This window comes from Eubacterium sp. AF15-50, assembly GCF_934835595.1.
Lineage (GTDB): Bacteria > Bacillota > Clostridia > Lachnospirales > Lachnospiraceae > Eubacterium_G > Eubacterium_G segne.
Genome location: NZ_CAKVZL010000056.1, coordinates 1 through 14,194 on the forward strand (window position 1 = coordinate 1; position 14,194 = coordinate 14,194).

General features: G+C 34.5%; 12 protein-coding genes, 1 other RNA gene and 1 pseudogene. 1 reads left to right on the top strand and 13 read right to left on the bottom strand.

What is annotated here, in order from left to right:
* Window positions 1–40: 40 nt before the first annotated feature.
* From hisH to ssrA, 7 genes and pseudogenes are all read right to left on the bottom strand, one after another.
* Window positions 41–646 carry an imidazole glycerol phosphate synthase subunit HisH gene (gene hisH, locus Q5O73_RS07215; protein WP_021953204.1) on the bottom strand — a complete coding sequence of 202 codons (606 nt, stop codon included), beginning with the start codon at window positions 644–646 and terminating at the stop codon, window positions 41–43.
* Between the two features lie 9 nt (window positions 647–655).
* Window positions 656–2,149: a cell wall metabolism sensor histidine kinase WalK gene (locus Q5O73_RS07220; RefSeq protein WP_302669359.1), complete on the bottom strand. Its 1,494-nt coding sequence runs from the start codon at window positions 2,147–2,149 to the stop codon at window positions 656–658.
* Window positions 2,149–2,826: a response regulator transcription factor gene (locus tag Q5O73_RS07225; RefSeq protein ID WP_021953206.1), complete on the bottom strand. Its 678-nt coding sequence runs from the start codon at window positions 2,824–2,826 to the stop codon at window positions 2,149–2,151. The genes Q5O73_RS07220 and Q5O73_RS07225 overlap by 1 nt, the downstream gene beginning before the upstream one ends.
* A 141-nt stretch (window positions 2,827–2,967) precedes the next feature.
* A pseudogene (locus Q5O73_RS07230) lies at window positions 2,968–3,138 on the bottom strand (MBL fold metallo-hydrolase); the annotation flags it as partial.
* Between the two features lie 104 nt (window positions 3,139–3,242).
* Window positions 3,243–4,574 carry an ATP-binding protein gene (locus Q5O73_RS07235; protein WP_302669360.1) on the bottom strand — a complete coding sequence of 444 codons (1,332 nt, stop codon included), beginning with the start codon at window positions 4,572–4,574 and terminating at the stop codon, window positions 3,243–3,245.
* 168 nt (window positions 4,575–4,742) lie between these two features.
* Window positions 4,743–5,282, bottom strand: coding sequence for a DUF3267 domain-containing protein (locus Q5O73_RS07240; protein ID WP_186840270.1), 540 nt, complete (start codon window positions 5,280–5,282; stop codon window positions 4,743–4,745).
* A 504-nt stretch (window positions 5,283–5,786) separates the two neighbouring features.
* Window positions 5,787–6,125, bottom strand: a transfer-messenger RNA (tmRNA) gene (ssrA, locus tag Q5O73_RS07245).
* 119 nt (window positions 6,126–6,244) lie between these two features.
* Here ssrA and Q5O73_RS07250 point away from each other — a divergent pair.
* Window positions 6,245–6,766 carry a DUF6512 family protein gene (locus Q5O73_RS07250; protein ID WP_302629457.1) on the top strand — a complete coding sequence of 174 codons (522 nt, stop codon included), beginning with the start codon at window positions 6,245–6,247 and terminating at the stop codon, window positions 6,764–6,766.
* Here Q5O73_RS07250 and Q5O73_RS07255 read toward each other — a convergent pair whose 3' ends face one another.
* The 6 genes from Q5O73_RS07255 to Q5O73_RS07280 form a co-directional block, all read right to left on the bottom strand.
* Window positions 6,767–7,513 (bottom strand): formate/nitrite transporter family protein, encoded by a 747-nt coding sequence (locus Q5O73_RS07255; RefSeq protein WP_302669365.1) that lies wholly within the window; start codon window positions 7,511–7,513, stop codon window positions 6,767–6,769.
* Between the two features lie 133 nt (window positions 7,514–7,646).
* Window positions 7,647–9,107: a HAMP domain-containing sensor histidine kinase gene (locus Q5O73_RS07260; RefSeq protein WP_302669361.1), complete on the bottom strand. Its 1,461-nt coding sequence runs from the start codon at window positions 9,105–9,107 to the stop codon at window positions 7,647–7,649.
* Window positions 9,107–9,790 (bottom strand): response regulator transcription factor, encoded by a 684-nt coding sequence (locus Q5O73_RS07265; RefSeq protein ID WP_302669362.1) that lies wholly within the window; start codon window positions 9,788–9,790, stop codon window positions 9,107–9,109. Before Q5O73_RS07265 ends, Q5O73_RS07260 begins: the two co-directional genes overlap by 1 nt.
* 9 nt (window positions 9,791–9,799) lie before the next feature.
* On the bottom strand, window positions 9,800–10,714 hold the full coding sequence (gene trxB / locus Q5O73_RS07270; protein WP_302669363.1) for a thioredoxin-disulfide reductase: 915 nt from the start codon (window positions 10,712–10,714) through the stop codon (window positions 9,800–9,802).
* Between the two features lie 144 nt (window positions 10,715–10,858).
* A complete protein-coding gene (trxA, locus tag Q5O73_RS07275) occupies window positions 10,859–11,170 on the bottom strand; it encodes a thioredoxin (protein WP_302629462.1) in 312 nt (103 codons plus the stop codon).
* Between the two features lie 71 nt (window positions 11,171–11,241).
* Window positions 11,242–13,863: a cation-translocating P-type ATPase gene (locus Q5O73_RS07280; RefSeq protein WP_302669364.1), complete on the bottom strand. Its 2,622-nt coding sequence runs from the start codon at window positions 13,861–13,863 to the stop codon at window positions 11,242–11,244.
* Between the last annotated feature and the right edge of the window lie 331 nt (window positions 13,864–14,194).

Genomic DNA, 14,194 nt, shown 5'->3' on the forward strand with positions numbered 1-14,194 from the left:
GAATAATTCTTTTTGTATGCATATCATTCTCCAATCCGTACTAAAGTTTTGCAAAATTTGATAAAATCTTAAGACCTACGTCTCCGCTTTTTTCAGGATGAAACTGGCAGGCGAAAACATTGTCCTTTTCAACTGATGCATGAATATGGGTAACATATTCCGTACTTGCCTTAACCATTTCCTCATCCCTTGCCTTTAGATAATAAGAATGAACAAAATAAACATATGCATTTTCTGCAACACCGTCAAATAATCTTCCATTATTTGTAAGCTCCAGTGAATTCCAGCCAATATGTGGGATCTTATATCCCGGCTTATCCGGTATTCTTAAAATATTTCCCGGTAAAATTCCCAAGCCACTGACTCCCGGTGTTTCATCACTACTTTCAAATAATAACTGTAGCCCTAAACAAATCCCTAAAAATGGTATTTTTTTATCTACCACATCATATATGGTATTTACCAGATTATAATCCTTAAGTTTATTCATTGCATCACCGAAAGCTCCTACTCCCGGCAAAACCACTTTATCAGCGGATAAAATTTCATCGCGATCTCTTGAGAGAACTGTTTCTTCACCTAAATACTGAAATGCCTTTTCAACACTTCGTATATTTCCCGCATCGTAGTCTAGTATCGCTATCATATGTCTAACCTATTTTCCTTCCTTCGGATTAATCCTGCTGTCTAATTCAAACCAAAATTCCACACCGTCTGCGTAATTGTTTACACCGCATCCCATGCCATGCCTGTCCATAATTGCCTTAACAATGGACAAACCGATTCCGTTTCCACCGTAAGCCCTCGTTCTTGCTTTATCCACCTTGTAAAATTTAATCCAGATATTTTCAAGTTCACTTTCCGGTATCTGTTTTCCTGAATTAAACACCGACACTCTTACTATACCATTTTTTTCGGTAATTTCCACATTAATTATTTTCTTAGCATCAACATGATTTATGGCATTACTTAAATAATTGGTTATAACCTCCTCAATTTGGAACTCATCAGCCCACACGCTTACAGGTTCCCTATGTCTGAAAGTAATATTTGCGCCCTTTTGCTGTGCCTTAATTCCTATTGAATTAATAACACCTTCAATAACTGACACAATATCAAATCTCTCCAGATTAACCTGAGTTCCACCAAATTCCAACTGATTAAGAGTAAGCAGGTTTTTAACCATTTTGTTCATTTTAGCTGCTTCATCTACAATTACATCACAATAATACTGAACATCCTCCGGATTGTCACTTATGCCTTCCTGAAGACCTTCCGCATATCCCTGAATCAGTGCTATAGGAGTTTTTAGTTCGTGGGAAACATTTGAAATAAACTCTTTTCTCATTTCATCCACTTCCTCTTTTTTGGCAATGTCCTTTTTCAATTCAATATTAGCTGATTTAAGTTCAGTAATTGTCTCTTCAAGCTTTTCGGACATTTCATTTATACTTTCTCCCAAAACACCCAGTTCATCTTTATAATGTCCCTGATATTTAACGTTAAAATCCAGCTTTGACATTCTTTTTGAAATATCCGCAAGGCTTAAAAGTGCCTTTGTGTACCGGTTCATAAAGAATAAAATCACAATGGTTGTAATTAAAATTACAACAACCCCAAGAATTAAATAAAACTGATTAGTTATGGCAACACTTTCCTTAAAGTTTTCAACAGACATCCTTATAACTGCAAAGTTTCCATTATCTAAAACGGAATATAACTCGTAATGCTTGTCTGATGTTACATCATCAACCATATATTGAAGTGTATAATCCTTCTTAGACTCTATAACGGTACCTTTATTGCCATTAATATTTTTTCCATAAACAAGGCTTGCCCATCTGTCTGCCAGATTTTTTCCCGGTCCATAGGAATATACCGACTGACCTGAAACATCCACAATTATCAGAGTTGCTCCGTCTGTTTCGCATATACTGTTAAGCTTGCTACTGTTTTTTGAATCCTCAAGGTCCGGATCTTTAGCCACAATTTCCTGTAATGTTTTATATACTTCCTTTATGGCAGCCTGTTTTTTATTTGTATAAAATTTTTCCATGAAAACGGTGCTGAATACTCCAATGCTTCCTACGGAAATTGCCATTATTACAATAATCAGCGCCGTGATTTTGTATCTGATTGAATGTTTCATTAATTAACCTCAAACTTATATCCCATACCCCAAATAGTATGTATGTATTTTCCACAGTCGCCTAATTTGCTCCTTAATTTTTTTACATGGGTATCTATAGTTCTGGCATCCCCAAAATAATCATAATTCCATACATTATTTAAGATATTTTCCCTTGACAATGCAAGACCTTTATTCTTTACAAAATAAGTTAAAAGTTCAAATTCCTTGAAACTTAATTCAACAATTTCACCCTTTACCTTAACTATATGGGCAGCTTTGTTTATTTCAATATCCCCTGCCTGCTCAATCTCTCCCTGGTCAATATTGTTGGTTCTTCTTAATATGGCATCAACCCTTGCAACCAAAATTCTCGGACTGAAAGGTTTTGAAATATACTCATCAACCCCCAACTCGAATCCAAGAAGTTCATCACTTTCCTCACTTTTTGCCGTGAGCATAATAATAGGAACCTTTGACAATTTTCTAATTTCTCTGCATACTTCCCAGCCATCCATTTTAGGCATCATTACATCAAGAATAATCAAATCAAAATCATTGTTTTTGATAAATAAATTAATGGCTTCTTCTCCGTCTGCCGCCTCAACTACCTTATACTGCTTTCTTGTTAAAAAGTCATTAACAAGCTTTCTCATTCTTTCTTCATCATCTACAACAAGAATTTTCAACTGTTCCATAGCGTACCTCCATATCTTTTACATTTTATCAGTTATCCTGTGATATTACAATTTTATATTTATATTAAATAACAAATATGTGTAAAAAAAATGAATTCCTGTATCTTATCATTGTGGTATGATTTAAAGATTTTTGTTTAAAATATTTCTAACATTTTTCCAATCAATTCCTGCATATTTTAATTGATGAAGTATTGTGCTTCCACCTCCACCATCTACCAAAAACTATTCATTATCTTCCTGCAATATAAAACAAGTATTATAACACTCTGTAACAAGTGCATTTCCGGTACCTAGCATTGTAATATTCATATATTTTTTCCTTAATGTAGCGCCCCTCCATCGGTCAACGGAAATTGGTCGTAAACATCCTAAAAAAGGACTTTGTTCATTTTGTTTTCTACTCCAATTCTACTTTACTGTGTCAAAAACGGCATAAGATAAAACGGTTTCAGCAATAATTTTTCCTCTTTTCCAACATCTTTCTGTGACAACAAATATATGTTATGCACATTTTTTGAAAACTTCCTGTTAAACTCATTAATTGATTCATGTTTTCCCGAACCGGAAGACTTTACTTCAAAGGCATTTATTTTACTACCTTCCGAAATCAGAAAATCTACTTCATAATAATGTGTGCTTCCGGCTTTTTCCCATGTGTGATAATAGAGTTCTCTTCCTGATGCCGTAATCATTTGAGCAACAAGATTTTCATAAAGATATCCCAAATTTGCAGGTAATTTATCTGAAAGTAATTTTGCATATACATCATTTTCCGTTACCGGTCTGTCAATAAACATTAACGTCACAAATAATCCCGTATCTGAAAGATACAGTTTATAACTATCAAAATCCTTTGTGTCTGCCAGGCTGACTCCTGGATCCGTCGAATTATAACATGGCAAGACAGTTTTTGAGTCAATCAGCTCATATATCAATTCATCTGCCCTGGTATTATTTTTCTTTCCTATAGCAGTTGTGATTCTGTATTTACGCAAATCTTTTGCTAATTGAGCCGGAATCGAATGATATAACGCTGATATTCTTCCGGATGAATCAATCTTTTTAAAATCCTCTTCATAAAGAGATATTATCTGTCGTTTCACCATATCAATTTCTGAAAAGTTTTTCCCTTCTATATATGCTTCCACCGCCTGCGGCATACCTCCTACAGCCATATATACTCTTAAGTCCCTCATTAATTTGCGATTTGTTGCCTGTCCAATAGCTGAATTCATATGATAAATTTGCCGTAAAAGTTCATAATTATTTCCGGCTGCCATGCAAAATTCTTCATAATCCATTGGGTAAACCTGTATTTTCATTTCCTCTGATGGAACAAGAATATCTTTTACATTTTTCTTTATTGAAATTAAAGAACCTGTTTCCAAATAACTATATCTTCCATCAGATACAAGATGCTTTATTGCCTGTCTGGCTTTCGGAAAAAGTTGAACCTCGTCCAAAATAATCAATGATTCATGTTCATATAAAGTTATTCCTGTTTCCGCCTGTAATCTTAGAAAAAACATATTCAGATTTCCTATGTCATTAAAACAATCCCTTATGTTATCTGTTGTTTTTGAAAAATCGATTAAAATATATGACTTATATTCATTCTGCGCAAAATGTTCTGCAATTGTTGACTTTCCAACTCGTCTTGCACCTTCCAGTAAAACTGCATATTTTTCCGAATATTTATCTTTCCAGTCCAACAATTTTCTATACACTTTTCTTTCAAAATACATCACATACCTCCTAAGCTTAACTATATTAAATCATGAAATATGCATTTCTTCAAGATTGTTTTTCCTTATTTTGTGCTTTTCTTCAAGATTATTTATCTTGATTTTGTTCCTTTTTTCAAAATTATGTGCTAAAATTCGTTATTTTCTTTGCAACAACATAATTTTATACTATTCTTCCGGTATATACCAATACGAATGAAAACCACTAAGAAATGTTAATGCATTTTTTGGCATTTGTGTAATGGCAAAATAAATATTACAAAAATCGCCTGCTCCCATTGAAATGGAAAGCACGCCTAACCATGCGAAAAATGACATTTCCGGATTTATAATGAATATCAACAATGGCAGGAAACCAAATATAAGGGTGGGAAATAAACTCATCCAAATAAATTGACCTTTAGTGCAATCTTCTGTGCTTATAACAAACAGTATCCCCCTTTTTATATTTGTATACATCAAAACATCCCCCTTCATCCATATGGCATGTAAAAACTCATGAGGCACTAACACAAGTAACGATGCTATTATCCCCCAAAAATTATATTCTGCTCCTGAAAGAAAAATAAAAATCAAACCAACTATGAATATTCCACATGCAATTCCATTGGCGATAATTGCAAACTTATTTATATCAGGTTCTTTAAATTGAACTGCACCTTCTTGAACCCGCGTAGGCAAGCTATTATCATCCTTATATTCTCCCATAAAATTAAATTATTTCATTATATAAACCTCCATCAGATTAAAATCATAAATTTACCCCGTCGGCAATTTTCCGTAATCCTTTGATAAATTCATATTCATCATACCATAAAAATAACGACACTGTATATCACTTCCGCAACATACGATGCCGTTATTTTTCTTTGATACACCAAACAAAACATATTTCTGTGTATGATAATATCGTATACAGAGTTCGACTTGCTCAGTTTTAGCGTGGCAGACGTATTAAAAGGCAAACTCTGTTCCCAGGTGCCTGCGTGCTTCATAAGGATTCCTCTCACCTTCGGTGTGTTGCCCCTACTTAATACAAATAACGTTTTTGAAAATATGCAACACAAAATACAACCATAAATAAAAAAATCCCCTTTAAATAAGGGGATATAAGAGTGTAGCAGACGCATTAAAAGGCGAACTCCGTTCGCAGGCGTCTGCGTGCTTCATACGGATTCCTCCCACCTTCGGTGGGTCCCTCCTTATGAAAACTAGTGGACTAGATGGGAGTCGAACCCATGTCCAAAAATCCTTCCATCGTTCTTCTACTATCATAGCTGATTATTTGACATTCCCTCTGACTGACGAAAAGCAGCATTCTTCAGTCTTCAGTAGCTTCATGTTACTCCCACATACTCAAAGCTTTGTATATAGGGTTCCCTACAAGTGTCGATGCCTGAATCTAAGCCGTAGGCCTCTTAGATCAGACAGCTGCAACTAGGCAGCGTATGCTAAATTATCTTCAGCGTTTAATTTTAATTTGTGATTTGACGCATCACCTGCGGATAGCTTCACCAACTTCCAAATCCCTGTCGAAACCAGTACTAGCCCTTAATTTAATTGTATGAGTATACTAAACCAAAATATTAAAAATGTCAATGGCATATTTGCATCTCTTACTACATATAATACTTGTGGAAATGTTTCATCCTATACTTTGGAGGTAATAAATGTTTAATTTCAAAAAAATCACACTTTTAAAATTTACCATTTTAGGGATTATATTTACGGTAATTACCGGAACCTTATTGCATTTTGTATATGACCTGTCTAACGGAAATCCTGTAGTGGGACTTTTTGCCCCAATTAATGAAAGTGTGTGGGAGCATTTAAAACTCCTTTTTTATCCTGCTACCTTATGGATTACCATAGGCTATAAGAAATTTGGCAAAAACAATTGTAATTACCTTTTTCCTGCCTTTTTAGGAGTGGTATCGGGACTTATTACAATTCCGGTACTTTTCTACCTTTACACATTTATTCTAAAAAAAGATATTTTAGTTTTGGATATTCTGATTTTCATAATAGGTGTAATTGTGTGTTTTTCAGTATTCTATTTTGCTCAAAAAAATTATAACTTCTGCTTTATATCAAATAAAAAAGTAATCCTTTTGTGGGAGATTGTTTTTATACTTTTTGTACTTTTTACAGTATACCCACCGGCTCTCCCACTATTTAAGGATTACTCTTAATTATTTGTCTTTTCTTGATATAAACCAGTATGCCGCACCTGTCATACATCCGCCTAAGATATTACCTAAAGTTACAGGCAACAGATTTCCTACAAAAAATCTGTACCATGTAAGGGATGATACATCCACACCACAATTACCGTACTTCATGTTGGCAAATATACCACCACTAATATATCCCATATTTGCAACGCTATGCTCAAAGCCGCAGACTACAAATACAAAAATCGGGAAATACAGAGCTGCAATCTTTCCACCTGCCGTTTCAGCCATAAGTGTCATCATAACTGCCACACAAACTAAAACATTACATAAGATACCTCTTGTAAATGCATCAGAAGCCCCAAGGGATGCCTTAGTAACGGCAATATTAATAACTCTTGTAGTCATGGCATTATCAAAGGACGAATATACATGACCTATGGTTATAATTCCTGTAACCAGCATTGAACCTAAAAGGTTTCCAATATAAACTACCACCCAGTTTTTTATCATGGATAAAAAGCTTATCCTTTTGTCTAACAAAGATATAACCAAAAGGTTGTTACCTGTAAAAAGCTCCGAATTGTTTAACACCACCATGGCAAGTCCTGCCGGGAATACCAGTGCCATAAGCATTCTTGCTATAGAATGGTTATCAACGGTTGCAGCTACAATAGATGAAGCTGTTCCTGCCAATGAAATAAACATACCTGCCATAATTGATAAAACAAGCATTCTTCCTATAGGCATATTAACCTTGTTTATGCCACTTTCTGAGTATTATATAGTCGCATCTTTTGCTGTAATCATAATTTCCTCCTGATGTTCATTAATAAATAATATTGCCGAACCTTTTTCATTTTAATTGACCACAGCATATTATATATTTTTAATAAGATTAATTCAATTGTTTATGGTCCTTTTTTTGCACTTTTTTAAGAGTAATATAGAAAATGACCCCATTATCAGTATTTTCAAAACCATATTCTGCATTATGCAGCTTTGCAATGCTCTTTACTAAGTACAATCCCAGTCCGCTTCCCTTTTGTCCATTTAAAGTTTCATTTACATCTCCGCTGTAGAAAATATCCCATATTTTGTCTTTATATAATTCATCTATATGCTTTCCCATATTCTCCACTTCAATACGGACTGTTTCATTTAAATCCAAACCCCTTACCGTAACCTGTGATTTTTCATCACTGTGTTTAATTGCATTAGACACATAATTTGACACTGCCTGCTTTAAAAGTTTTCCATTTATTTGTGCATAAGTATCAATATCGTATTCTTCTCTCAAAACAATATGATTTGAGTCAAACAGCTTTTTATATTCACTGCATATTTCCCTTACCACATCACTGACATTTTCATTTTTCACTGTGAGATTTTCATTTTCATATTGAACTGAAAAAATAGAAATCATGTCATTTATCATCTGGGACATATTTTCTGTCTCCTCAATAATTGACTTACAATATTCTTCTCTTTTCTCTTCATCATTTAAATACTGTATCATCTCCACCTGGGTAGAAATAATGGCAAGAGGTGTTTTCATTTCGTGGGAAACAATGTTTACAAACTGCTTCTGAATATTTTCCGCCTGTTCTTTTCTTGCAATTTCCTCCTCAAGAATTTCTATCTGATTTCGTATCTGACTAATCATAGTATTAATACTCTCCGCCAAGCCCGAAAGTTCCTTAAATTCCTGATTTTCATCTATTTTTACATTGTAACCGTTTTTAACAGCCAGTCTTGTATTTAGTTCAATCTGCTTTATCGGTTTACTAATACGGTTAGCAATAATCATTGATACAATCATTCCTATTGCAGCGGCAATTAAAACTACAATGGAAAAGAATATTGCATAATATGAAAAGAGTATATTCTTTGTTGTTTTTATTTCATATATGTAGACATAATATTTATGGTTCCCCTGTTTTATTATGCCTCTTCCTTTTATACGTCTTTTGTTATTAACTGTTTTAAATTCATCTTCATCAAATCTGTTAACCTTATCAATAATTCCCCCTTTAATTTTTGCCTTTGCACTTCTTCCATCTATTACTGCGCCTTTTCCCTTACCGTTAGCTGATACATAAATCTGCCTGAAATTTTCATCTGCAATAACAAATCTAAGTTTTTGCTCCTCAAAATTTACGATGTTAGAATCTCCATCTTTTAGTTTTTCTAAATCCTTCTCCTGCAATCTGTTAAACGCCTGATTCATCAGTTTCATTTTGCTGTTATAGTAATATCCCTGTGCTCCTGATAAAAACAGAATCAAAAGCACACCTAAAACCACCACAAGCATCATTCCCTGAAACAGTACCATTTTCCCCTTAATTGATTTAATCATTATTCCACCTCAAATATATATCCAACACCATAAATTGATTTTATATAACTTTGGCAATCACCTAATTTTATTCTAAGCTGCTTAATTATTGTATCAACGGTTCTATAGGTGCCATCGTATTCTTCACCCCAGACCGCATTTACAATCTGTTCTCTTGTTAAAGTAACTTTTTGATCCTTAAGCATAAAACGCAAAACATCAAACTCCTTAGGAGTTGTTGCAAAATACTCACCATTTACATATGCCTTTCTTGCAGCACAATCTAACTTAATGGCTCCTGCCTCTAATTCATCCACTATTGTTTCAGGTTTCGTTATTCTTTTTAATACAGCCTCGATTCTTGCTTTTAATAAAACCAGCATGAAAGGCTTTTTGATGTAATCATCAACACCGTTTCCAAAACTTTTTATCTGTTCATAATCTCCTGATTTGGCAGTCATCATTATAACCGGAACTTCAGACAATTCACGTATTTTCTTTAACACATATTGTCCGTCAAATACAGGTAGCATTATATCCAATAACACTAAATCAATTTTCTTAATGTTTTCTTCAAAAACTTTTATTGCACATTCTCCATCTTTTGCCTCTAATATTTCGTAATCATAAATTTTTAGGAAATCCGCAACTGTCATTCTTAATTTGTCTTCATCCTCAACAATTAATATTGTTTTCTTATCCATCTCGTACTCCTATTGATTTATTTTATTAATATATGAACAGGCAGCTAAAGCCGCAACAGCTCCATCTGATGCTGCTGTTGTAAGCTGTCTTACCTGTTTTGTTCTGCAATCTCCTGCCACAAATACACCTTCCGTATTTGTAGTACATGTTTCATCCGCCTTTATATAACCTTTACCATCTAATTCTACCATATCTGAAAATTTTTCATTGTCAGGCATTTGTCCAATTGCTATAAACGCTCCCTGAACCTTTATTTCAGATAATGTATTCTTTTTAACATTTAATATTTCCAGTCCTTCTACTGATTGCTCTCCTTTTATTGACTTTACAACACTGTCAAAAACAAATTTCACATTGCCTTTTTCTTTTAAAATATCTGTCAGTCCCTTTTCCCCCCTAAATTCATTTCGTCTATGAACAACATAGACCAAATTACAATAATCAGACAAAAACAATGCATCCTCTAATGCCGTGTTTCCTCCACCTACAACTGCCACATCTTTTCCTCTGAAAAATGCCCCGTCACAGGTTGCACAATAAGAAACACCTGCACCGGTTAGTTTATCTTCGTTATTAACTCCTAAGGGTCTGTTTTTAGCCCCGGTAGCTATAATCACGGTTTTTCCCTGATACTTAGTCTTATTAGTTACCACTACTTTATAACCGGAATTATTCTGAATTTTAATAACTTCTTCAAACTTAAATTCAGCGCCTAATTCTCTTGTCTGATTATAAAGATTATTTGCAAAAGTAAATCCGGACACCTTTGAAATTCCCGGATAATTTTCGACCTCCGGAGTATTTATTATTTGTCCGCCATAATTTTTTTTCTCAATTATTAAAACTGTTTTCCCGGCACGTCTTGCATATATTCCTGCCGTCATACCGGCAGTACCTGCGCCAATTACAATAACATCATACATAATCTTGTCCTTAACTTAGAAATTTTATCAAATCACTTTGATATAAAAAAGTCGTTTCCCACGAAATTCATCACACCATAAATTTTATCATAAAAAACGGATGTGTATATTATTCTATATATACCCGTCCGTTTTAAACTATAATTATTTATTAATAAGTTCTAATAACTCTTCCTTAGATATGAGTCCAATAGATTTCTGTGCTTCCTCACCATTTTCAAATAATATTAATGTTGGAATTGACATTACATTATATCTCAAAGCAATTTCCGGCTGTGTGTCAACGTTGAGTTTGCCTATGATTATATCATTTCTTTCTTCTGCAACTTCGTCAACAATTGGTCCCATCATCTGACATGGTCCGCACCATTCCGCCCAAAAATCTACTAAAACAGGCTTATCTGCCTTTAAAACTGTATGCTCAAAATTATCCTTTGTTATTTCAACTACTGCCATAATGTATCTCCTTTCGTCTTATCACTTTTAGTATATCCACTTTTTTTAATACAATTTATCCCTAATATATTTTACTTTTCATTCCTTCCCTTATATAATACCATTTTATACAGCTGTATTAAAGCTGTAGGTGCAAAAGCCAGTGCAATGGCAAATACCAGATTTCTTACTCCTATATTTGCAATATCAAACAAACCACTAAGAGGTGTTATAACAATAACTCCACCAATAAAGATAAGTCCTGCCACAAATGCCATTACGCTAAACTTATTTGACAATAATTTTATCTTTGATATTGGTTTATCATTTCTGCAATTAAAGCAGTGGAACAATCTTGCTATGGTTAATGTTAAAAATGCCATTGTTGTGGCAAATCCACTACTTACATTTAAACCTATATAATAAGAAATTACTGTTGCAATTGCAACTAAACCACCTTGAATCAGGATTTTTTGTATAAAATCTTTTGTTAAAAGCCCCTCTTTATGATTTCTAGGAGGCATTCTAAGCAATGATTTATCTGACGGTTCCATTCCAATGGCAATTGCCGGAAGGGAATCTGTCAGCAAGTTCATAAACAAAAGGTGTACCGGCGTAAATGGTGCCGGAAGCCCTAATAAAACTGTATAAAGAACAGTAAGGATTCCTGCCATGTTACCGGATAAAAGAAATATAATGGCATTTTTAATGTTTCTAAATACATTTCTTCCATTAGAAACTGCCTTAATAATAGTTGCAAAATTATCATCTGCCAAAATCATGGTTGCAGCATCTTTAGAAACCTCTGTCCCTGTTATTCCCATGGCTATGCCTACATCCGCCTTTTTAAGTGCCGGTGCGTCATTTACCCCATCACCGGTCATGGCTGTAATATGTCCTCTGTTTTGCCATGCCTTAACTATTCTTATTTTATTTTCCGGAGAAACTCTGGCATACACCGAAATATTTTCAACGTTTTCATTAAGCCACTCATCATCTTTTTTATCCAGCATAAGACCTGTAATAGCCATATCCCCTTCCCGGTATATTCCTGCTTCCTTAGCAATGGCTACAGCTGTCGTTTTGTGGTCTCCTGTAATCATGACTGTTTTTATGCCTGCACTTTTAGCATCCATAACCGCAGGAATCGTTTCCTCCCTGAGAGGATCTGCCATGGCAACTAATCCAATAAATGTATAGTCACATTCCTCCTCTAATCCTAACTTATGGTTAGTTTCCTTGTATGCAAAAGCAAGAACCCTTAGTCCATTTTCTGAAAACTTTTCGTATGCCTTAACAATTTGCTCCTTCTCGTTAATTGTCATATCAACCACTTTATTTTCATGTTTTACCCGGGTACATTTTTCTATAAGTAAGTCCGGTGCCCCTTTAGTAAGAATGGTCTCCCTTCCATGCAGCTTACATTTGACACTCATCATTTTTCTGTCTGAATCAAAAGGAATTTCCTCCATTCTGTTAATCCATTTTCTAATGAAATCTGTATCCAGCTTCTTCTGCTGATTTAAATTAACGTTATCTGCCATTTCCATTAATGAGTACTCAGTAGGATCACCAATGTATTTCCCATTAGACAAAATAGCATCATTGGCAATAACAGCATCATATATAAGATATCTGTGTACATCCTTAGTTAAATCAATTTCTTCCGGCTTTATATTCCTTCCAGCTGTGAAAATTTCTTTTACAGTCATTTTGTTTTTAGTAAGGGTTCCTGTTTTATCTGAACATACAACAGAAACACATCCAAGACTTTCCACTGCTTTTAAATCCTTTATTATGGCATTTTCCCTTGCCATTTTACTTGTTCCAATTGCCTGAACAATGGTAACTATAGACCCTAATGCCTCAGGTATTGCAGCCACAGCCAGTGCCACCGCAAACATCAGTGCATCCAGCGGATTAGTTCCACGGTACAAATATAGTGCAAACACAATGGCACTTATAATCATAATGGCAATGGCAAGGCCTTTACTAAATTTATCAAGATTTTGCTGTAATGGTGTTTTATTGTCCCCTACGGCATTTATCATTCCTGCTATTTTCCCTAGTTCCGTATCCATTCCCACAGCAGTAACTATCATTTCTCCACGTCCATAAACTACTAAGCTTCCGGTATATACCATATTTTTTCTGTCAGCCAATGCCACTTCTTCGTTAATAATTCTATTGTTCTTTTCTACCTCTGAGGCTTCCCCTGTAAGAGAACTTTCATTAACCTTTAATGAATAACTTTCCAAAATCCTGCCATCTGCCCCAATGACGTCTCCGGCTTCCACCAAAATCACATCTCCCACAACGATTTCCGAAGATTTAATTTCAAGTTTTTGTCCGTCTCTTTTCACCTTAACCATGGGGGATGATAGCTCCTTAAGGCTTTCCAATGATTTCTCGGCTTTTACATATTGTACAGTACCTAATATAGCATTCATAATAAGAACAACTATTATAACAATTGTACTTTCAACGCTTCCTGAAACAGCTGAAATAATAGCTGCAACTACCAATATAGCTACTAACAAATCAGCAAATTGTTCCACAAAAATTCTAAGTATGCTTTTCTTATGTGCCTCCTCTAAAATGTTTTCTCCATATTTTTCTTTTCTGCTTTCCACATCTTTACCAGCCAGTCCCTGTTGAGAAACTCCCAATTCCTTTAGGACTTCTTCTTTTCCCATTCTCCAAAACTCTTTCATATAGACCTCCTCAAATACTTAATAAGTATTTTTATGCGAAAAAAGAACGTGATGACGACAAGTGCACCAACTTACGTTGTGAACTACTCCCTAATATCTTCTAATAGACTAACACATATATTAACCTTATGCAAGTATAACACAATTTTATTTTTTTCAGATATTATTTATGAAACTCTATTCCATAAGATATATTTTTTTCATTATTAGCTGATAATTTGCACTCTCCAGCCTTGTCCTTTAAATCTCCGGTAAAGCCATCGTTATCTGTTCTGCCATACCACGGCTCAATACAAACAAAATCAGCCTCTCCCTTTGACCATATACCTAC